At 69.5% G+C, this 20,990-nt stretch carries 16 protein-coding genes; 7 read left to right on the plus strand and 9 right to left on the minus strand.

The features are described 5' to 3' along the window. Positions 1 to 175: 175 nt before the first annotated feature. Positions 176 to 1,762, minus strand: coding sequence for a trypsin-like peptidase domain-containing protein (locus tag AB3K92_RS16605; protein WP_369465446.1), 1,587 nt, complete (start codon positions 1,760 to 1,762; stop codon positions 176 to 178). A gap of 484 nt (positions 1,763 to 2,246) precedes the next feature. Further along, positions 2,247 to 3,719, minus strand: coding sequence for a PLP-dependent aminotransferase family protein (locus tag AB3K92_RS16610; protein WP_059650465.1), 1,473 nt, complete (start codon positions 3,717 to 3,719; stop codon positions 2,247 to 2,249). Positions 3,720 to 4,019: 300 nt separating this feature from the next. On the opposite strand from AB3K92_RS16610, the gene AB3K92_RS16615 reads away from it, so the two are divergent. Then, entirely contained in the window at positions 4,020 to 5,222 is a 1,203-nt protein-coding gene (locus AB3K92_RS16615) for a GNAT family N-acetyltransferase (RefSeq protein ID WP_042978223.1), read from the plus strand. 24 nt (positions 5,223 to 5,246) lie between these two features. On the opposite strand, the gene AB3K92_RS16620 is transcribed toward AB3K92_RS16615, so the two are convergent. Both AB3K92_RS16620 and AB3K92_RS16625 read right to left on the minus strand, forming a co-directional pair. Then, a complete protein-coding gene (locus AB3K92_RS16620; RefSeq protein ID WP_059677323.1) occupies positions 5,247 to 5,726 on the minus strand; it encodes a DUF3331 domain-containing protein in 480 nt (159 codons plus the stop codon). Positions 5,727 to 5,764: 38 nt separating this feature from the next. Continuing rightward, entirely contained in the window at positions 5,765 to 6,976 is a 1,212-nt protein-coding gene (locus AB3K92_RS16625; protein ID WP_369465447.1) for a CynX/NimT family MFS transporter, read from the minus strand. A 209-nt stretch (positions 6,977 to 7,185) separates the two neighbouring features. On the opposite strand from AB3K92_RS16625, the gene AB3K92_RS16630 reads away from it, so the two are divergent. From AB3K92_RS16630 to AB3K92_RS16650, 5 genes are all read left to right on the plus strand, one after another. Further along, positions 7,186 to 7,926 carry a GNAT family N-acetyltransferase gene (locus tag AB3K92_RS16630; protein WP_369465448.1) on the plus strand — a complete coding sequence of 247 codons (741 nt, stop codon included), beginning with the start codon at positions 7,186 to 7,188 and terminating at the stop codon, positions 7,924 to 7,926. Between the two features lie 348 nt (positions 7,927 to 8,274). Next, on the plus strand, positions 8,275 to 9,339 hold the full coding sequence (locus AB3K92_RS16635) for a 2,3-butanediol dehydrogenase (RefSeq protein ID WP_369465796.1): 1,065 nt from the start codon (positions 8,275 to 8,277) through the stop codon (positions 9,337 to 9,339). Positions 9,340 to 9,778: 439 nt separating this feature from the next. Next, on the plus strand, positions 9,779 to 11,716 hold the full coding sequence (locus AB3K92_RS16640; protein WP_369465449.1) for a sensor histidine kinase: 1,938 nt from the start codon (positions 9,779 to 9,781) through the stop codon (positions 11,714 to 11,716). 151 nt (positions 11,717 to 11,867) lie between these two features. Then, positions 11,868 to 12,524, plus strand: coding sequence for a VC0807 family protein (locus AB3K92_RS16645; RefSeq protein ID WP_021163924.1), 657 nt, complete (start codon positions 11,868 to 11,870; stop codon positions 12,522 to 12,524). Positions 12,525 to 12,598: 74 nt separating this feature from the next. Beyond that, entirely contained in the window at positions 12,599 to 13,465 is an 867-nt protein-coding gene (locus tag AB3K92_RS16650) for a lysostaphin resistance A-like protein (protein ID WP_369465450.1), read from the plus strand. 20 nt (positions 13,466 to 13,485) lie between these two features. Here AB3K92_RS16650 and AB3K92_RS16655 read toward each other — a convergent pair whose 3' ends face one another. The 5 genes from AB3K92_RS16655 to AB3K92_RS16675 all read right to left on the minus strand — a co-directional run bounded on the left by AB3K92_RS16655 (position 13,486) and on the right by AB3K92_RS16675 (position 19,271). Further along, a complete protein-coding gene (locus AB3K92_RS16655) occupies positions 13,486 to 14,466 on the minus strand; it encodes an aldo/keto reductase (RefSeq protein WP_059650451.1) in 981 nt (326 codons plus the stop codon). Between the two features lie 235 nt (positions 14,467 to 14,701). Beyond that, positions 14,702 to 15,373, minus strand: a complete 672-nt coding sequence (locus AB3K92_RS16660; RefSeq protein ID WP_021162011.1) for a MarC family protein — start codon at positions 15,371 to 15,373, stop codon at positions 14,702 to 14,704. Positions 15,374 to 15,494: 121 nt separating this feature from the next. Further along, the gene (locus tag AB3K92_RS16665) at positions 15,495 to 16,295 is read right to left on the minus strand and encodes an enoyl-CoA hydratase-related protein (RefSeq protein WP_048025524.1); all 801 of its coding nucleotides are present in this window, start codon (positions 16,293 to 16,295) and stop codon (positions 15,495 to 15,497) included. 38 nt (positions 16,296 to 16,333) lie between these two features. Further along, complete coding sequence (gene paaK, locus AB3K92_RS16670; protein ID WP_369465451.1) at positions 16,334 to 17,656, minus strand: phenylacetate--CoA ligase PaaK; 1,323 nt, start codon at positions 17,654 to 17,656, stop codon at positions 16,334 to 16,336. A gap of 58 nt (positions 17,657 to 17,714) precedes the next feature. Continuing rightward, positions 17,715 to 19,271: a 3-hydroxyacyl-CoA dehydrogenase gene (locus AB3K92_RS16675; RefSeq protein ID WP_369465452.1), complete on the minus strand. Its 1,557-nt coding sequence runs from the start codon at positions 19,269 to 19,271 to the stop codon at positions 17,715 to 17,717. 550 nt (positions 19,272 to 19,821) lie between these two features. On the opposite strand from AB3K92_RS16675, the gene AB3K92_RS16680 reads away from it, so the two are divergent. After that, on the plus strand, positions 19,822 to 20,910 hold the full coding sequence (locus AB3K92_RS16680; RefSeq protein ID WP_021162015.1) for a calcium:proton antiporter: 1,089 nt from the start codon (positions 19,822 to 19,824) through the stop codon (positions 20,908 to 20,910). Positions 20,911 to 20,990: the final 80 nt, after the last annotated feature.

The raw sequence follows: 20,990 nt of genomic DNA on the forward strand, positions 1-20,990 counted from the left end.
AGTCGGGGGCGCAGGGATGCCGGCGCGGTGCCGCTACCGGACCCTGCGCCTGTGTACGACTACGATGAAGGTTGCTGCTTTCATGCCGGATGGCTCCTGGTTGCCGGGCTGGCCTGGTGCGGTGTCGGACGATACCGGACGATGGTAGGCGGACGATACCGGCCGCGTCAACGCCCTAACGCGCCCGCACCGACACGAACTTCCGCGCGTTGTTGCGCTGGATCAGCACCGCGATCACGCTGCCGCCGTTCGCTTCGAGCGACTGCACGTCGTCCGGCGTCTCGAGCAGCGTGTCGTTGAGCTCCAGCACGACGTCGCCCGGCTGGATGCCCGCGTGGGCTGCCGGGCCGTGCACCGCGTCCACCATCATCCCGACCGCGAGCCCGGTCGAGCGGCGCTCGTCGTCGCTCAGCGCGTGCATCGTCAGCCCGAGGCGGTCGCCGCCGTCGCCCGCGCCCGCGCCCGCACTCGCTCCCGCCCCCGGCCCCGGTCGTGCGGCCGCCTTCGGCGCGGCCATGCCGACAGTCGTGCCCGCGTTGCCGGCGGCCTCGTCGGCGCCCGTGATCGTCAGCCTCACCGGCGCGCGATTGCGGATCACGCGCAGCGGCGTCTTCTGGCCGGGCGGCAGCGCGGCGGCCAGGTCGTTCAGCTCGGCCGAACGGCCGATTGACTTGTCGCCCAGCTTGACGATCACGTCGCCGGGCCTCACGCCGGCCGCGGCCGCCGGCGAGCCGGGCGCCACGCCGTTGACGAGCGCGCCCGCCGGACGCGGCAGCCCGAACGCCGCGGCCAGCCCGATGCCGACATCCTGCACGTCGACGCCAAGCGCGTTGCCGGACGACGGCTCGCCCGGCTCCTGGGACTGCTGCGCCTGCGCCTGCATCTGCTTCTGCAGTTGCGCACGCACCTTTGCGGCAAACGCGATCGGAATCGCGAACGTCATGCTCGCGTAGCGGTCGGTGCCCGTATACACCTGCACCGCGATGCCGATCACGTCGCCCGCGCGATTGAATACGGGGCCGCCCGAGTTGTCGGGGTTCGGGGCGATGTCGGTTTCGAAGAACGGAAACGCGCTGCCGTCCGGCAGCCGGTGCGACGTCGCGCTGACGATGCCGGCCGTGACCGTGTTGCCCGATCCGTCCGGCGCGCCGATCGTCATCACCGGTTCGCCCGCGCGTACCTTCGCCGAATCGCCGATGCGCACGAACGGCAGTTTCGTCGCGGTAACGCGCAGCACGGCGACGTCGCTTTGCGGATCGACGGCCAGCACGGTCGCCTTGAATTCGCGGCGGTCCGTGAGCCGCACGGTCACGTCGGTCGCATCGTCGACCACGTGCGCGGAGGTGAGGATCAGGCCGTCGGCGCTGACGATGAAACCCGAGCCGCTGCCCGATACCGCACGCGGCGCCGTGTCGGGCGCCGGCGTCTGCGGGCCCTGCGCGGGAGGCGGCGCGCCGCGCCGGAAGAATGCGGCGAGCGGATCGTCGGGATCGAGGATCGTGAACGACTGGACACCGGCCTGCTGGTCGGGTGCGGCGGTCGTGACGGTCACGACCGCCGGGCCGTAGCGGTCGACGATCGCCGGAAAATCGACCGGCATCGCATAAGGCGTCGCACCCGGCCTTTGCTTCATCGCGGGTGGCGTGGCGGATGGCGACGGGGTTCCGGAAACGGCGGCCGGCGAAGGCAGCAAACAGCCGGCAAACACGCCCCCGATCAACGCGGTGCGAAGCACGGCGCGAGCAAGCGTCTGGCGAACCACGGTGCACCTCCCCCGGGCGTCGCGGCGCCGACATGCGCGAGACGCGCAGGCGCCTGACAAGCACCGGTACACGCATCCATTTATAGTCCACGCGGCCTGTTCGAACATACGAATCGAAACCCGTATGCCGGGCGGCACGGCAGGCGCGGAGCCGCGACGGCGTTCGTTTCGAACAAAGTGTGCGGTTCGTCAATCCGCACAAGTCCGATTGTCGCGCGCGGCAGTGAGCGGTGTGTGCTGGTATGCGGAGCCGAACCCGGCGGCTGCATGCGGTACAAGTCCGATTGTCGTGCGCGGCGGTAAGCGGTGTGTGCTGGTATGCGGAGCCGAACCCGGCGGCTGCATGCGGTCGATGTACAAAAATCGGCCCGCTGACAGCGGTGAACTTGCTGCTGCCGACTGCCGAGAAGCGGTATCGAGTCAAAGGTTGGCGGCTTCCTTCACCGGATCGCCGCGCCGCCGGCTCAGGCAACGCGTACGCACGTCACGCCCCGCCCACCCGCTCCGCGATCGCCGACAGCATTCGCAACATCGGCTCGAACGCGTCGGCCGACGTATTGCCGAACCCGAGCACCAGCCCGTTGCCTGCCGATGCCGCATCGATCGAAAATCCCGACAGCGGGAACGGCCCGATGCCGTGGGCGCGCGCCGCGTCGACGATCGCGCGATCGCGGTAGCGCGCAGGCAGCCGCAGCGCAAGATGCAGCCCGCACGGGCCGCCCTCGATCTGGTGCGGCACGCTCAGGCTGCCGTCGAGCGCGGCGAGCAGCAACCGCCGCCGGTCGCGGTACAGCCGGCGCATGCGGCCGAGATGGCGGCCGTACTCGCCCGTCTCGATGAAATCCGCCAGCGCGAGCTGCACGTGACGCGTGCCGCCGCGCAGCATCTCCGGCAGCACCGGCCGCACCGCGGCCAGCAGCGCGTCGGGCAGCACGAGAAAACCGATGCGCAGCGCCGGAAACATCGTCTTGCTGAACGAGCCGAGATAGACGACGGGCGAATCGTCCGCGAGCCCGTGCATCGCGCCGATCGGCTCGCCGGTGTGACGGAATTCGCTGTCGTAGTCGTCCTCGATGATCCACGCGCGATGCCGGCGCGCGGCATCGATCAGCGCGAGCCGGCGCGAGATCGACAGCACGGCGCCGGTCGGGAACTGGTTCGACGGCGTCGTATAGACGAGGCGCGGCGTCCGCTCGCGCCAGTCGTCCGCTTCGACGCGCAGCCCTTCCGCGTCGACCGGCATCGGCACGACGTCGAGATCGGCCGCCTGCATCGCGGTGCGCGCGCCGCGATAGCCGGGCTCCTCGACCCACACCGTATCGCCCGGGTTCGTCAGCAACTGCGCGCACAACGAGATCGCACCCTGTGCGCCCTCCGTGATCACGATCTGCTCGGGATCGCAGCGCACGCCGCGCGTCACGGCCAGGTGGCGCGCGATCGATTCGCGCAGCGCGCGCTCGCCGAGCGGATCGCCATAACCGAGCAGGTCGCGGCCGCTGCGGCGCAGCGCACGGTCGATCGCGTGGCGCCACGCGTCCACCGGGAAATGCGTCAGCGCGGGCACGCCCGGCCGGAAACCCTCCGTTTCGCCGGTGCCGATGCGGCTCGGGCGAATGCGGCCGAGCCGCTGCGCGACGGCCGGCGGCGCGGCACGCCGGCGCGGCGGCGCCGGCCGTGACAACCCGACGACACGCGTGCCGCGCCGGTCGGACTGCAGGAAGCCTTCGGCGACGAGTTGCTCGTAGACGGCAGCCGTCGTGTTGCGCGACACGCCGAGCGTCTCGGCCAGCGCACGCGTGCCGGGCAGCCGCGTGCCGGCCGGCATCGCACCGCCGAGAATCGCATCGCGCACGCGGCGCAGCAACTGGCGCTGCAGCGAAGGCGCGCCGGGCGTGCGCGCCAGCGGCGCGTCGAGCGGCAGCAACGGCGCGTCGCTGGAAGGCAGGATTGTCGTCATCGGAACATCTCAGCGTGAAAATGTCGGAACGTGGTGGACGGCCAGTTGCGGACGGCTAGTTGCGGACGGCCGGTTGCGGACGGCCAGCGGCGCAAGGCGCACGGCTCATGGCTCATGGCTCTCGGCTCTTGGCTCTCGGCTCTTGGCTCTTGGCTCGTGGCTCGTGGCTCGTGGCTCGTGGCTCGTGGCTCGTGGCACCATAAATTTTCCAATCCCTGGCGCTTCTCATGGTACCTCGCCGCGACTACGATCGTCTGCATGCCGGCATGTCGCCGGCCGCCAACCGAAGCGAGATCGACCTTGTCCACGCTCACCAACGCTTTCCAGCAATCCATCGGTCACCCCGTCCCCGACTGGTCCGCGCGCCCGCGCCCGGAACGCATCGTGCTCGAAGGCCGCTACTGCCGGCTCGAACCGCTCGACGCCGAGCGCCACGCGGCCGACCTGTATGCCGCCTATGCCCAGGCGCCGGACGGCAGCGACTGGACCTATCTCGCACACGGCCCGTACACCGACGAGTCGAGCTACCGCGACTACGCGCGCGGCGCGCAGGCGAGCGCGGATCCGCTGCACTACACGGTGATCGACCGTGCCACGGGCCGCGCGGTCGGCACGCTCGCGCTGATGCGCATCGATCCGGCCAACGGCGTGATCGAGGTCGGCTCCGTCACGTTCTCGCCGCTGCTCAAGCGCACGCCCGTGTCGACCGAAGCGCAGTTCCTGCTGATGAAATACGCGTTCGACACGCTCGGCTACCGGCGCTACGAATGGAAATGCGACGACCTGAACGTCCCGTCGCGCAAGGCCGCCGCACGGCTCGGCTTCCGCTACGAAGGCACGTTCCGGCAGGCGATCATCTACCGCGGCCGCAATCGCGACACCGCGTGGTTCTCGATCATCGACGGCGAATGGCCGGATGTCCGCGCCGCGTTCGACGCGTGGCTCGCACCGGAAAACTTCGACGCGCAGGGCAAGCAGCGCCAGTCGCTCACCGCGATCCGCCACGCGCAGGCGCGCGCGCGCGATGCGGCCGGCCGCGCGCACGACGCGACGCGCGTCACGGTGCGCCCGCTCGTCGCCGCCGACGAAGCCGCGTGGCGCCCGCTGTGGCAGGGTTATCAGAAGTTTTACGACACCGCGCTGAGCGACGCGGTGTTCGCGACGACGTGGGCCCGCCTGATGGATCCTGCCGAGCCGATGTTCGTGCTCGGCGCATTCGACGCATCGGGGGCGCTGGTCGGGATCGTGCATTCGATCTACCACCGCTCGTGCTGGACCGAAGGGCCGTACTGCTACCTGCAGGACCTGTACACCGCGCCCGACGCACGCGGGCAAGGCGCAGGCGGTGCGCTGATCGAGGCCGTGTACGACCATGCCCGCGAAGCCGGCGCGAGCCGCGTGTACTGGCTCACGCACGAAACCAACACGACCGCGCGCGCGCTGTACGACAAGCTCGCGAACAACGCCGGGTTCATCCAGTACCGGCACGACGTGAAGAAATGACGGGATGCCGCGGCCGGCCGGCGTTCAGCCGCGAACGTCGGCCGGCGCGTATGCGTCGTCACCCTCCGCCGTGACGCCACACGCCGCGCCGGTTGCACCGGGCACCGACGCCGGGCAGATCATCTCGTCGCCATTGGCCGGCACGGGCCGCCGCACCGGCCGGAACACCGGCTCGCCCGGCTCGATCGGCTGCCCCGAGATCGCGCAACGGCCCGGCTGCAGCGCGACGCGCAAGCGCCAGCGCTGTTCGCCGTAATGGCAACGGCCGCTCTCGACCCAGCGAACCAGCAACGCGTCGTCGCCGGCCTCCAGCACCGTGACGAACAGTTGCGGGCGCAACGGCGAGACGGCCGCCGCGGCATGCTCGGGAGCAGGCGCTCCGCCGGGCGTCACGAGCGGATGCGCGGCGCCGCCGCGTGGCGGCATCGCATCGTGTTCGATCCGTGCCGGCGCATCGCACGGCACGTCTTCTTCGCAAATCAGGCTTTCCATGGTGTTAAGCATGCTTGACGGATTTCCGTGCAGGTTGAACGGTGCCGCGCTCAGCGCCGGCCCATCGGTTCGCGCAGCAGCGACAGGCCGATCGCCGCGCCGGTGACGGCGGCCGCGAGCATCAGTCCGATGCCGCCCGACCAGCCGAATGCACCGACGATCGCGCCGATCGACAGCGGCCCGATCACCTGCCCGAGATAGTTGCCCTGCACGACCCAGCCGATGCTCAGCGGCGCCAGCGACGGCGTCGGCGCGGAGCCCGGTGCGCACGCGAGGATCGTCGCCGGCAGCATCCCCGCGATCGCCGAGAACGCGAAACCCAGCGCGACCGCGAGCGGTGCCGGTGTGGCCGCGCTGAAGAGTCCCGCGCCCGCCGCGCCGATCGCGACCGACGTCGCAGCCATGACGATCCCCGGCCGTGCGCCGCGCGACAGCAACCAGCCGGCCGTCAGGTTGCCGATCACGCACGCGGCGACGATCGCCGCGCTGATCAGCCCCGCCGCGCCGACCGCGACGCCGAGGCGCTGCATCAGGAAAACCGGCAGGAACGTCATCGCCGCGAAGAACTGCACGTTGTAGGTGGCGAAACCCAGCGCGAGCAGCGTGGTCGACCGCGACGCGAGCACGTCGCGCAGCGCGGGCCCGATGCGCGGCGCCGCGGCCTGCCGGGCCGGCGTTTCGGCGGACGTCGTGACGGGCACCGCGGCGGCCGCGGCGAGCGTCAGCGCCGAGGCCGCGAGCCAGCCGTTGCGCCAGCCGCCGAGCAGCGGCTCGACCAGCATCGACAGCGCCATGCCGGCCGGCATGAACGTGCTCCACAGCCCGAACGCGAGATTGCGCCGCTCGGGCGGCGTCACGCGATTCAGCACCGCCGGCGCGGCGACCACCACGATCACGAAACCGAGCCCCTCCGCGAAGCGCGTGACGAGCAGCAGCGCGAAACTGCCGACCGACGCGCCGGCGACACTCGACAGGCCGAGGATCACCAGGCCCGCGATCAGCATCCGCCGGTCGCCCCAGCGCCGTACCAGCAGCCCGGCCGCGATGCCGCCGAACACGCCGACGAACGGAAACACCGACATGATCCCGCTCAGCGAAGCGAGCGAGCCGCCGAACTCGTGCTGCAGCGACGGCAACGCGATCGTCGCCTTGCCGACGTGCAACGCGGACACGATGCTCGCCAGCACGACGTTCGCGACGGCGGCCCGGTAGCTGCGCGACGGCAGCGTCGTGGCCTCGGCCGCGACAGGCGATTCGGTCATCTCCACCTCCGTTGGAGCGGCCGCGTGCAACGGGGTGCGTCACGCGTCCGCGATCGGACTGGCGCACATGATACAAATTGAAGTTAACTTCAAGTAAAGGGGTATCGCGCGCAACGATGCGTTTCGCCGATCGCGGCAATGGGCCCGCGCGGCGGCGAGCGGCCGCCTGATTTAAGCTGTCGGCTTCGCCCCGACCACGTTGCGCCCGCATGCCAACCGCCTCTCCCGCTCCCGCCGCCCCGCTTCCGCTCGACGCAGCCTGGTCGACCTTCCCCCGCCGCAAGGCCGCCGTGCGCATCTTCGTCGCCGGCTACTGCGCCGCACGCGACCGGCGCGATGCGCCGCTGCACGACAGCCCGGACGGCCAGGTCGTGCGGTTCGACGCCGGCATGGGGCGGCCTTTCGAGCACTTCGTGATCGAGGGCGCGCCCGCGTATGGCGACGGCCCGTTCACCGTCGGCGCATGGATCACGCGCTTCGGCGCCGCGCCGCTGCCGCCCGCGCTGGAAGGCAGGACACGCCGGTTGTCGGACGAGCATTTCATGGCCGCCGATATCGACACGCTGTCCGGCGACGATGCACTCGCGCAGGCGCTCGGTTGCCACACGCCGCGCGACGTCGAAACGTTCAATGCGGACGCCCCGTTCCCGCCATTCCAGCCGAATCCGGCCGCGTTCCTGTTCGCGCACCGTCTGAACGGGCAGATCGCCGCCACCGCGCGCTACGGTTTTGCGTCGGCGCACGATATCGTCGTCGACCGCGTCGCGACGGCAGATGCGTACCGCCGCCGGGGTCTCGCGATGCAGTTGCTCGCCGCGATCGTCGCGCACGCGCGGCAACGCGGCGCGCAGCGCGTGTGGCTCGTGTCGACCGAGGCCGGCCTGCCGCTGTACCGCGCCGCCGGATTCACGCGGCTCGCATCGGTCGCGGTCGACGAAATCGCCGCCTGACCGCGCGTCGAGCGGCGCCGTCCATCGCCACGCGTCTCGCGATTCGTCTCATTGCACTGAGACGAACGTCCCAGCGTCTCACCGGCGTGCCGCGCAGCGATTGCAGCAAAATTCGTGCATTTCCCCCGTCGAATCGTTTCCTGTCAACGGAACAGGCGAATGGTGCATCGCATCACGCACGTTCCGTTGAATCGCCACCCGGCGTACCCGCTCGAGCTGGCCCCGTTCCTGCATACCGGTCGATCGCGCAATCGCGCAACGGGCGCACCGGCAGCCATGCCGCGTGCCCGACGACAACCTGACGGAGACAGCAACGTGAGTACACCGGCATCGACCACCGCCCCCAGCATGAAAGCCGCCGTCTGGCACGGCCGCCACGACATCCGCGTCGAACAGGTTCCCGTTCCGGCGCGCCCGCCGGCCGGCTGGGTCACGATTCGCGTGCACTGGTGCGGGATCTGCGGTTCCGACCTGCACGAATACGTCGCCGGCCCCGTCTTCATCCCGGTCGACGCGCCGCATCCGCTGACGGGCCTGAAGGGCCAGTGCATCCTCGGCCACGAGTTCAGCGGCGAGATCGCCGAGCTCGGCGCGGGCGTGACGGGCTTCGCGGTCGGCGACCGCGTGACGGCCGACGCATGCCAGCATTGCGGCACCTGCTGGTATTGCCGGCACGGGCTGTACAACATCTGCGAGAACCTCGCGTTCACCGGGCTGATGAACAACGGCGCATTCGCCGAATACGTGAACGTGCCGGCCGAGTTGCTGTACAAGCTGCCCGACGGTTTCCCGACCGAGGCCGGCGCGCTGATCGAGCCGCTCGCGGTCGGGCTGCATGCGGTCAAGAAGGCCGGCAACATCGTCGGGCAGACCGTCGTCGTGGTCGGCGCGGGCACGATCGGCCTGAGCACGATCATGTGCGCGAAGGCCGCGGGCGCCGGGCGCGTGATCGCGCTGGAGATGTCGGCCGCGCGCAAGCAGAAGGCGCTCGAGGTCGGCGCGAGCGTCGTCATCGATCCGAAGACGTCCGACGCGATCGCCGAAGTCAAGGCGCTGACCGACGGCTACGGCGCCGACGTGTCGTTCGAGTGCATCGGGCACACGGCCACGGCGAAACTCGCGATCGACGTGATCCGCAAGGCCGGCAAGTCGGTGATGGTCGGCATCTTCGAGGAGCCGGCACCGTTCAACTTCTTCGACATCGTGTCGACCGAAAAGGAAGTGATCGGCTCGCTCGCGTACAACGGCGAGTTCGCGGACGTGATCCGCTTCATCGCGGACGGCCGCATCGACGTACAGCCGCTCATCACCGGGCGCATCGCGCTCGGCGACATCGTCTCGCACGGCTTCGAGGAACTGGTCAATCACAAGGACCGTAACGTGAAGATCATCGTTCGGCCCGCCGCCGCCTGACCGCTCGCGCGGCCGCGGCACCGATTCGCGCCGCGGCACGCCTGCTGCCGCATCGTCCTGAAGCGTCGCCCGTACACGGGCGGCGCACCTGCCTTCCGTTCCCGTCCAGCTCCCTCCTTGCCCCGTCGTCCTGAGCGGACCTGATGCCGCACCTCACGACAGACGCGCGGATCAAAAATATTCGTTATCCAAACCATCTGCCGTAACGCGCCAAGGGTTCGATACGCGATCAGGGTTTCTCCGGATCAAGCGCGGTTCGCCCGATGTCGACAGGGCATTGACGCAAGGCGATCCTGTGCAACGCGAGATCCGGCCTCCCGGCCGGGATCGTGGCGGCCCCGCGAAGGCGGCCGCGCCCCCCACAAAACCTTACGGCGTCACGGCGCCGACAGGCCGAGAATACGGGCCCACCCGGGATAGCTTGCAAACATGGTGTGTCATGAATCGTTCATTCTCGTTTAGCCGGGAACACGCATATAACATTCGATCGCTGACGATCCTGCAGAAGACGCATATCGGCTTCGCGCTCGTCACCACGCTGCTGGCCTTGCTCTGCGGCACGATCATCTGGGGGAGTTTCCGGCAATACCGGCAGGAAAACGCCGACCTGCAGAGCTTCGAATTCGTCCGCGGCGCGATGAGCGCCGCCAACGTGATCTCGGCCGAGCGCGGCCCGACGAACGACCTGCTGGTACGCCTGCAGGACGACGGCGCCGCCGAGATCCGCAACCTGCTCGCCGCGCGCGCGCGTTCCGACAACGCGCTCGAACGGTTTCGCGCCGGCATCGCGCAGGCGGCCGTGCTCGACGACCGCGAACGCGGCAACCTGCTGCATGCACTCGACTCCGTCCGGATGATGCTTGCCGATGCGCGTGCCGAAGTCGACGCGCTCGACGCGCGGCCGCTCGCGTCACGCACAGTTCACGACATCCAGCACGCGCAGGCGCGCCTGTTCCGGATCGTCGACACGCTGTCGCTGCTGATCGACGGCGCGATGAGCGACACGGCGATGCGCGACCCGCGCACGTCCGGTGCGATCCTGCTCGCGCGGCTCCTCGGCGATCTCCGGGAACACGCGGGGCGCACGGGTTCGCTGCTGATCGCGCCGATGTTCGCGCGGCAGGCGCTCGATCGCGCGCAGTTCGCGGACATCATGCGGATGCGCGGACGCATCGAGCAGTTGCGTGCGCTGATCGACGGCGCGATCGGCACGCAGCTCGACGACCCCGACGTCGCACGCGAATATGCACAGCTCAACGCGGCCTTCGACGCGCGCATCCTGCCGCTCGTCGACGCGACCGTCGCCGGCGGCCGGGACGGCGCGTATGCCATGAGCGCCGCCGATTTCTCCCGCGCGATCGTGCCGCATTTCCGGCCGAGCGAGCTGCTGCGCGACCGCGTGATCGACCTTGCCCGGCATCGCGCGATCGGCGACCGGAACGCCGCGCGGATCAGGGTCGGGGTGTCGGCGTTCGCCACGACGCTGTGCATCGCGATCCTGGCCTCGCTCGCGCGCGGCATGCAGCGGCTGCTGTCGAAGCCGCTCGATGTGCTCGGCCGCCGGATCGTCGCGCTCAGCGAAGGCGATACGTCGCACGTCGCGATGCCGCGCGGCGTCGGGCCCGAGATCGCGCGGATCCACGCGTCGCTGGAAACGTTGCGCAACGCGACCGTCCGCCGCGACATGCTCGAGCGCCAGCGCAACGACATGCTGACGCTGTTTTCGCACGACATGCGCGCCCCGCTGACATCGCTGATCATCCTGATCGACACGCAGGCGCAGCGGGCGGCCGACGCGCAGATGAAGCAGCAGTTCGCGAGAATCGCCAGGCTGGCGCGGCACACGCTGGCGATGGCCGACGGCTTCGCGCAGCTGTCGCGTGCGGAGGCGAGCGAATACGAACGCGTGCCGGTCAACCTCGCCGACCTGATGAACGAGGCACGCGACGCGGTGTGGCCGCTCGCGCACCGGAAATCCATGTCGATCGACGACGTGCCGCGGCGCGACGACACGATCGTGCGGGGCGACCCGGCGCTGCTGTCGCGCGCGCTGATCAACCTGCTGGACAACGCCATCAAGTACAGCGCGCCGCTGACGAGCGTCGAATGCAAGGTCGAGCCGGGTGCCGACGGCAAGACCGTGCGCTGCACGATCCGCGACAGCGGGTGCGGAATCAGCAGCGGGGACCAGACGCGGCTGTTCGAGCGCTACCGGCGCTTCCGCACCGCCGGCCAGCCGGAAACCAGCGGCGTCGGGCTCGGCATGGCGTTCGTCAAGGCGGTCGTCGAACGGCACGGAGGCCACATCCACGTGCACAGCGTCGTGCTGCAGGGCACCACCATCACGATCACGCTGCCGGCCGCGGCGGCGCCATGACGACGGTGCCGCCGCAGCCGGCGGAAAGCGGCCGAAGCCGTGCCGCAGCCGCGCGCGATTCTTCGATATACTGGACCGAACCCTTTTCGGGGCAACCGGTGGCCACCACACCCATTGCGCGTTCGCCCCAACCTGCGTGGAATTGCTCACCGTGAAACCGCGAGCCGGACTGATTCTCGAACTCTTCGTCAACCTGGTGCTGCCCTGGGTTGCCTACCGGGCCGCGCAGCCGTATTTCGGCGAAACCGGCGCGCTGTACGCGTCGGCGGTCCCGCCGGTCATCTGGTCGATCGTCGAATTCATCCGCTCGCGCCGCGTCGATGCGGTGGCGGCCATCGTGCTGCTCGGCATCGCGCTGTCGATCATCGGGATGGCGTTCGGCGGCAGCGCGCGCACGCTGCTGATGCGCGAATCGCTCGCGTCGGGCACGATCGGCGTCGTGTTCCTGCTGTCGCTGTTCCGCGAACGCCCGCTGATCTTCTATCTCGCGCGCGCCACCATCGCCCGCGAAATGGATGGCGGTGCCGCGCATTTCGAAGCGGTCTGGAACGCGCAGCCGGGTCTGCGGCAGATGCTCCGGCGCATGACCTTCGTCTGGGGCGGGTTCATGACGCTGGAAATGCTGCTGCGCTGCTGGATGGTCATGACCTGGCCGGTCGAACGCGTGCTGGTCGTGTCGCCGATCATCGGCTATACCGTGTTCGGCTGTCTGTTGACGTGGACGTTCTGGTACCGGCGGCGGATGCGCGTGCGCAACAGCGTCCACATCCCGGGCCGCGACGGCGTCACCGAAACCGCCGGCCGCTGACGGCTCCCGTCCGGCATGACCGGAAGGCTGCTGTATGATGCGCGGCGTCTCGTCCGACGAATGCCGCTCCTGTCATGTCCCTCTCGCTCCTTCCATCCGCCACGATCTGGCTCGCCCTGTTCGCGGCCGCCGCGTTTGCGTGGCATCGCCCGCAGCACGGGCTGAGCGTCGGCCTTGCCGCGCTCGGTTATGCGTGCGCGCTGGCGTTCGGCAAGCTCGCGCCGCTCGCGCTGGCGCCGCTCGCGTTGCTGGCCGCGGCCGCCTGGGGCGTGATGCCCGGGCGCCCGCGTGCGGTGCGCATCGCCGCGCACGCCGTCTTCGCAGCACTCGCGATCGCGCTCAGCCTGCACCTGCTTCCCGGCTTCCACAATCCCCTCGTGATCGCCCCGACGCGCTTCACGCCGGATGCCGTCCCGTTCACGATGTACCTGAACCTCGACAAGCCGCTCGTCGGCCTGTGGCTGGTGTGGGTGCTGCCGTGGGTCGCCCCCGACGTCGCGCTGTCGCGCGCGCTGCGCACCGGCGCGGTGGCGGCCGTCGCCACGGCGGCCGCGTGCCTGGCCGGCGCGCTCGCGTTCGGCATGGTCAGCTGGGCGCCCAAGTGGCCGGCGTCGGGCTGGCTGTGGCTGGTCAATAACCTGCTGCTCGTGACGCTCGCCGAGGAGGCGCTATTCCGCGGTTACGTGCAGGGCGGGCTGACGCGCGCGTTCGGTGCGTTCGCGTGGGGGCCGTGGGCCGCGCTGGCGATCGGCGCGGTGCTGTTCGGCGCCGCGCATGCGGCCGGCGGCTGGTCATGGATCGTGCTCGGCACGGTGGCCGGCGTCGGCTACGGCCTCGCATGGCGGCGCGGCGGACTGCTCGCGTCCGCGCTCGCGCATGCGGGGCTCAACGTCATCCACTTCGGACTGTTCACCTACCCGATGCTCGCCGCCGCGCGCTGACGACCGCGCGGCACCGCCGCTCAGTTGAACCCGGCGATCGCGTGCGGCACGTACGGGCGTTCGAGCGTGGCGATCTCGTCGTCGGTCAGTTTCAGTTCGAGCGCGGCCAGTGCGTCGTCCAGTTGCCGCGGTTTCGAAATACCGACGATCGGCGCGGTGACCCCGGCCTTCTGCGCGACCCACGCGAGTGCCACCTGCGCACGCGGCACGTTCCGTGCGGCCGCGATCGTCGCAACGGCGTCGACGACCGCCCTGTCCGACTCCGCCGTCGCGTCGTAAAGCCGCTGGCCGACCTCGTCGCTCTGCTGCCGCTCGGTCGACTCGTCCCAGTTGCGCGTCAGGCGGCCGCGCGCGAGCGGGCTCCATGGAATCACCGCGATCCCCTCGTCTGCGCACAGCGGCAGCATTTCCCGCTCTTCTTCCCGATACAGCAGGTTCAGGTGGTTCTGCATGCTGACGAAGCGGGTCCAGCCGTGCTGCTTCGACGTATGCAGCGCCTTCGCGAACTGCCACGCGAACATCGACGACGCACCGATATAACGCGCCTTGCCGGCCTTCACGACATCGTGCAGCGCCTCGAGCGTCTCCTCGATCGGCGTGCCGTAATCCCAGCGGTGAATCTGGTAGAGATCGACGTAATCGGTGCCGAGCCGCTTCAGGCTCTGGTCGATGTCGGTCATGATCGCCTTGCGCGACAACCCCGCGCCGTTCGGCCCCGGCCGCATCCGGTAGAACACCTTGGTCGCGATCACGATCTCGTCGCGTTTCGCGAAATCGCGCAGCGCGCGGCCGACGATCTCCTCCGACGTGCCGTCCGAATAGATGTTCGCGGTATCGAAAAAGTTGATGCCGGCTTCGATCGCCCGCTGGATGATCGGGCGGCTCTCCGCTTCCGGCAGCGTCCACGGGTGCGAGCCGCGTGACGGTTCGCCGAACGTCATGCAACCCAGCACCAGTCTGGACACTTCCAGCCCTGTCGATCCGAATTTCACGTATTCCATTGCACGCCTCGCGATTGAAGTTGAGCTGACGGCCGGATGCGCGCCGCGCATCCGCCGGACCGTCGCATGGTATCCCGGGCGGCAAAAAGACGTACGGCGTCGCCGCGTCGGACGAAGGGGCGTTCGCCGGCGTTCGCCGGCGCGAGGTCGTGCTTGGTCGTGCTTGGTCGTGCTTGGTCGTGCGAGACCGAGCGAGGCGCCGGCTTCGCGGGACGTACGCTGCGGCGCGGGCCGCTTACTTGGCCTGGTCGGCGATCGGCTGCAGGAACGCGGAAAAGCCGGTCAGCATGATCTGCACGCCGATGCACAGCAGCAGGAACGCCGACACGCGCTTCGCGACCTTCGTGCCTTCGCTGCCGAGGTAGCGCGACAGCAGCGCGGAGCGGCTGTAGACCTGCCAGATCACGACCGCGACGAGCACGGACACGGCGATCGACACGATGCTCGACAGCATGAACTCCGACAGCTTGTGCGTGCGGTTCGCGTTCAGCGCGATCGCGGTCGCGATCGAGCCGGGGCCGACCGTCAGCGGCACGGTCAGCGGGAAGAACGCGCGCGTCATGATCGCGTTCGCGTCGATCGGCTTGACCGGCGTGTCGCCGCCGCCCGGCCCGTCGGGTTCGTTCAGCATCTGCCAGCCGGCCACGGCAACCGCGAAGCCGCCGCCGATCCGCAGCGCTTCCATCGAAATCCCGAAGAAATGCAGCACCGGCGTGCCGGCGAAAAACGCGACCAGCAGCACGATGAACGAGTTGAACGCGACCTTCCGGGCGAGCAGGTCCCGCTCGTGTTCGGTGAGCGCCTCGGTCCGTTCGAGAAACAGGAACGCGATGCCGATCGGGTTGATGATGCCGATCAGGCCGGTGAAGCCGAACAGGATCTCGGAGATAAGGCGGTTGACGATCATCGGATGAAGAATCGGTCGGGGCTGGGCCGGCGGGGCGCCGGGGGTCACGCATTGTAGAGCAAGCGCCCGCGGCGCAAAATGCGGGCTCGCCCGTTGCGCCGCCGATCGTCTCCGCTTGCGCTTATTCGGCGCCCGCCTCCCATGCCGGCGGCCGCTTCGCGAAAAACGCGGCGAAGCCTTCCTTCGCTTCCGGCGTCGCCCGCACGCGGGAGATCGTCTGCGCGGTGAACGCCGCGCGCTCGTCGGACGACGGATACTCGCCGATCGTGTCGAAGAAGCGCTTGATCTCCATCAGCGCGTTCGGGCCGTTCCGGCCGAGTTCGGCGAGCGTCCGGTCGAGTGCTTCGTCGAGCGAATCGAGCGGCACGGCCTGGTGGATCAGGCCGATCGCGACCGCCTCGCCGGCGGCGAGCTGCGTCGCGGTGAGCGCGAGCCGCCGCGCCTGGCGCTGGCCGACCGCCTCGACCAGATACGGCCCGATCACGGCCGGCAGGATCCCGAAGCGTGCCTCGCTGACCGAGAAGCGCGCGTGATCGCTCGCAATCACGATGTCGCACGCCGCGCACAGGCCGACGCCGCCGCCGAACGCGTGACCTTGCACGCGCGCCACCGTCGGCTTCGGGCATTGCCGGATCGCGCGCATCATCGCGGCGAACCGCTCCGCATCGCGCAGGTTCGCGGCCGCGTCGTTCGCGCTCGCGCGCTGCATCCACTGCAGGTCGGCGCCGGCGCAGAACGCGCGGCCGTCCGAACGCAGCACGATCGCGCGCACGTCGTCGCGCGAGCCGAGCGTGGTGAACGCGGCGGTCAGTTCGGCGATCATCGTTTCGTCGAACGCGTTGAGCACGTCGCCGCGCTGCAATGCGACGGTTGCGATGCCGCGCGCATCGACCGTGACGGCCAGGGTCTTCAATCCATCCATCGAACAGGTTTCCTCGGGTAGAACGGCAAACATCGGAATTACGCGGCCTGGCGGCGGTCGATCACGCGCCGGGCCTTGCCGGTCGCGGTCGCGGGAATGCCGCCCGCCGCCAGCACCGTCACGCCGGTCGACACGCCGACCATCGTCTTGATCCGGTGCTGCAGCTCGCGCGCGAGCGCCGCGCGATCGCCGTCGGTGACGGACGCGGCCGCTTCGGAGCGCAGTTCGACCGCGAGGTCGAGCCGGTCCATGTGACCGTCGCGCGACAGCGTGATCTGGAACTGGCCCGACAGTTGCGGCAGCGCGACGACGATCTCCTCGATCTGGCTCGGAAACACGTTCACGCCGCGCACGATCAGCATGTCGTCGGAGCGGCCGGTGATCTTCGCGAGCCGGCGCATCGCGCGCGCGGTGGGCGGCAGCAGCGCGGTGAGGTCGCGCGTGCGGTAGCGGATCACCGGCATCGCTTCCTTCGTCAGCGACGTGAACACGAGCTCGCCCTGGCTGCCGTCGGGCAGCACTTCGCCCGTGACGGGATCGATGATCTCCGGATAGAAATGGTCTTCCCAGATCACCGGGCCGTCCTTCGTCTCGACGCATTCGCACGCGACGCCCGGCCCCATCACTTCCGACAGCCCGTAGATGTCCAGCGCGTCGATGCCCACGCGTGTCTCCACTTCCTCGCGCAGCGCCTGCGTCCACGGCTCGGCGCCGAAGATGCCGATCTTCAGCGACGACTCGGCCGGGTCCATCCCCTGCCGCACCATCTCGTCGATCAGGTTCAGCATGTACGACGGCGTGACGAGGATGATCTTCGGCTCGAAATCGCGAATCAGCTGCACCTGCTTCTCGGTCTGCCCGCCCGACATCGGCACGACCATGCAGCCGAGCCGCTCCGCGCCGTAGTGAATCCCGAGGCCGCCCGTGAAGAGGCCATAGCCGAACGCGTTGTGCAGCGTGTCGCCCGGGCGGCCGCCGGCCGCGCGGATCGAGCGCGCGGTCACGTTCGCCCAGGTATCGATGTCGCGCGCGGTGTAGCCGACCACCGTCGGCTTGCCCGTCGTGCCGCTCGACGCGTGCACGCGCACGACCTGCTCGCGCGGCACCGCGAACAGCCCGAACGGATAGTTGTCGCGCAAATCGTTCTTGGTCGAGAACGGGAATTTCGCGAGATCGGCGAGCGACTTCAGGTCGTCCGGATGCACGCCCGCCGCGTCGAACGTGCGGCGATAGTGCGGGACGTTGTCGTACGCGTGGCGCAGCGACCACTTCATGCGCTCGAGCTGCAGTGCCTGCAGTTCGTCGCGGCTGGCGGTCTCGATCGGCTCGAGGGCGGCGGCGGGATGCGTCGGGTGGGTCATCGGGGTGCTCCTCCAATGGAGTGATGTCGTTATCGTGTTCGAGGTGACGAAGCCGGCGTTACGACCGGAACGTGCGGCCGGCCGCATGCAGTGCGGCGATGCGCGGCGACACGCGATAGCGGTCCTCGCCGTAGCTCGCCGCGAGGTTCGACAGCACGCGAAACACGCGGCCGATGCCGATCGCATCGGCCCACGCGAGCGGGCCGCACGGGTAGTTCACGCCCTTCTCCATCGCGAGATCGAGATCGGCGGCCGAGCACACGCCCTGGTTCACCGTGTCGGCCGCCTCGTTCGCGAGCATCGCGACGGTGCGCATCGCGACCATGCCCGGCACGTCCGCGACGCCGACGACGCGAAAACCCGCCTGCTGGAACAGGCCGACCGCATCCGCATAGGCCCCGTCGCTGCACTGGAGTGCACGCGTCAACGCGACGAGCCCGGCCTGCGTGTAATCGCGCGCGAGGTCGACCAGCACGAGATCGGCCACGCCCGTCTGCGCGGCGCGCGCGGTCGCGGTGCGGCCGTCGGTCAGCGCGATCGATGCACGGCCGGCCGTCGCGAGCAGGTCGTCGGCATGCGTGCCGGCCTGCCGGGCGCCCGCGATGCGTGCGGTGAAGCGCATATGCAGCGCGGCGGCCGGGCCGTCCTGCGCAAACAGCGCGACGTCGGCCGGCGCGTCGCGCGGGGCTTCGAGATCGGGCGCGGGCGGCGTCGCGCCGTCCGCATACGAGTAGAAACCGCGCCCCGACTTGCGCCCGAGGAAACCCGCGTTCACGAGTTCCTGCTGGATCAGCGACGGCGTGTAGCGCGGGTCGTTGAAGTACGCGCGGAACACCGATTCGGTCACCGCGAAGTTCACGTCGTGGCCGATCAGGTCCATCAGCTCGAACGGCCCCATCCGGAAGCCGCCGGCCTCGCGCATCACCGCGTCGATCGACGCCGGCGCACCACCCTGTTCGTTCAGCACGCGCAGCGCCTCCGCGTAATACGGCCGTGCGACGCGGTTCACGATGAAGCCCGGCGTCGATTTGGCCATCACGGGCTGCTTGCCCCACGCGGCGGCGGTCGCAACCAGCACCTGTGCGACTTCGGGTGCGGTCGCGAGCCCGCTGACCACCTCGACGAGCGCCATCAGCGGGGCCGGGTTGAAGAAATGCAGGCCGGCGACGCGCTGCGGCGCGCGCAGCCCGGCCGCGATCGACGTGATCGAGATCGACGACGTGTTGGTCGCCAGCAGGCACGCGTCGTCGACATGGCGCTCGAGCGTCGCGAAGATCTCGCGCTTCACGTCGAGCCGCTCGGCGGCCGCTTCGACGATCAGCGCGGCCCCTGCGAAATCGGCCAGCGCACGCACCGCGCGGAGCCGGCTGCCGGCCGCATCGGCCTGGGCCGGTTCGAGCCGCCCCTTCTCCGCGAGCCGCGCGAACTGCGCGCGGATGCCGGCCAGTGCCTTGTCGCAAGCGGCTTCGTTCAGGTCGTATAGCAGCACCGTATGGCCGGCCGCCGCCGCGACCTGCGCAATGCCCGCGCCCATCGCGCCGGCACCGATCACGCCGACGACGGCCGACGGCGCCAGCGCGCCCGATTTCACCGAATGTGCAGAAGAAACAGCCATCGCTTGCGATCCGTCATGAAGTGGAAGTGCGAGCGATTATAAACCGACCGGTCGGTAGATTTATGTCAGGGCGTGCCCGAATTTGTCGTGCAAGAGACCGTTACGGAAACTGCAAAGACAAAAAATTCGAACGATCGGGGCACTTTTTGTCAACCGAAAGGTCAATGAAAGCACTCGAATATGAGATAGTGACCCCCGAACGCCTGATAAAATTCGGCAAACCGCCGGATTTCAGGGGGAAACCGCGTGTCACGCCGCCACCGCCGTCCATTGCCGGCCGCCCTTCCGGGGTCGGAACCGAGCCTCCGGCACGCGCGTCGTCTCACGCGCCCGCCTCGCCGTTTGCGGCGGCCGCATCGAATCGTTTCATCCCGCGACGGGCTCCGGCCCGCCCGCGCCCCTCGCTGCCGCGCGGCAGCGAACCCAGGGCAGCACCGTTGCGTGCTGCCGCCCTTCGGTTTCATCACCCTCGTTCGGCGGATAGTACGGCCGGGCTTCGTCAACCCGTGACGGCGTGTCGCGCGCCGCCACTCGCATAAGGAAACCCTCCATGCCGCTCTCGTCCAACCAGCTCCCGCGCTGGACCCTCGTGGCCCCGCTTGCCGCATGGCTGGTCCTCGCGCTATCGCGCGTCGTGCCGGCCGAAGGCCTCGTCATCGCGGTGTTCGCCGCCGCACTCGCCGGCGCCGTGTTCGCCGCCGTCCACCATGCCGAAGTCGTCGCCCATCGGGTCGGCGAACCGTTCGGCACGCTCGTGCTCGCGGTCGCCGTGACCGTTATCGAAGTCGCGCTGATCGTGTCGGTGATGCTCGGCGCCGGCCCCGAGAAATCGGGCCTCGCACGCGACACCGTGTTCGCCGCCGTGATGATCATCTGCAACGGTATCGTCGGCATCTGCCTGCTGGTCGGCGCGTGGAAGCACGGCGAGCAGGACTTCCAGGGGCGCGGCGCGAGCAAGGCGCTCGCGGTGCTGGCTTCCCTGTCCGTGCTGTCGCTCGTGATGCCGAACTACCTGAACGCCGCACCGGGCCCGTTCTTTTCGAAATCGCAGCTCGCGTTCGCCGGCGTGTCGTCGCTCGTGCTGTACGGCGCATTCGTGTTCGTGCAGACCGTGCGTCACCGCGACTACTTCCTCACCGCGCACGACAGCGCGAACGAATCGGTGCACGCGGCGCCGCCGAGCAGCCGCACCGCGCTGATCAGCCTGCTGCTGCTGTTCGCGAGCCTCGTCGCGGTCGTGCTGCTCGCGAAGCTGCTGTCGCCGGCCGTCGAGCATGCCGTATTGCGGCTCGGTGCGCCCGAAGCCGCGGTCGGTATCGTGATCGCCGCGCTCGTGCTGCTGCCGGAAGGGCTCGCGGCCGTCACCGCCGCACGCGCGAATCGCCTGCAGACCAGCATGAACCTTGCGCTCGGGTCGGCGCTCGCGAGTATCGGGCTCACGATCCCGACCGTCGCGGCCGTGTTCATCTGGGTCGGCCAGCCGCTCACGCTCGGCATCGGCCCGATGGAAACCGTGCTGCTGGCACTGACGCTGCTCGTCAGCACGCTGACGCTCAGCCAGGGCCGCACGACGGTGCTGCACGGCGTCGTGCACCTGTCGCTGTTCGCCGCGTACCTGTTCCTGTCGATCACCCACTGACGCCCGCCTGCGCGCGGCCCGGCGAATCACCTCCGCCGGGCCGCACGCAGTCCTTCACGTCCCTTCCATTTCGCTCACTT

Origin of the sequence: Burkholderia sp. Bmkn7 (assembly GCF_041103175.1) — a bacterium.
GTDB lineage: Bacteria > Pseudomonadota > Gammaproteobacteria > Burkholderiales > Burkholderiaceae > Burkholderia > Burkholderia cepacia.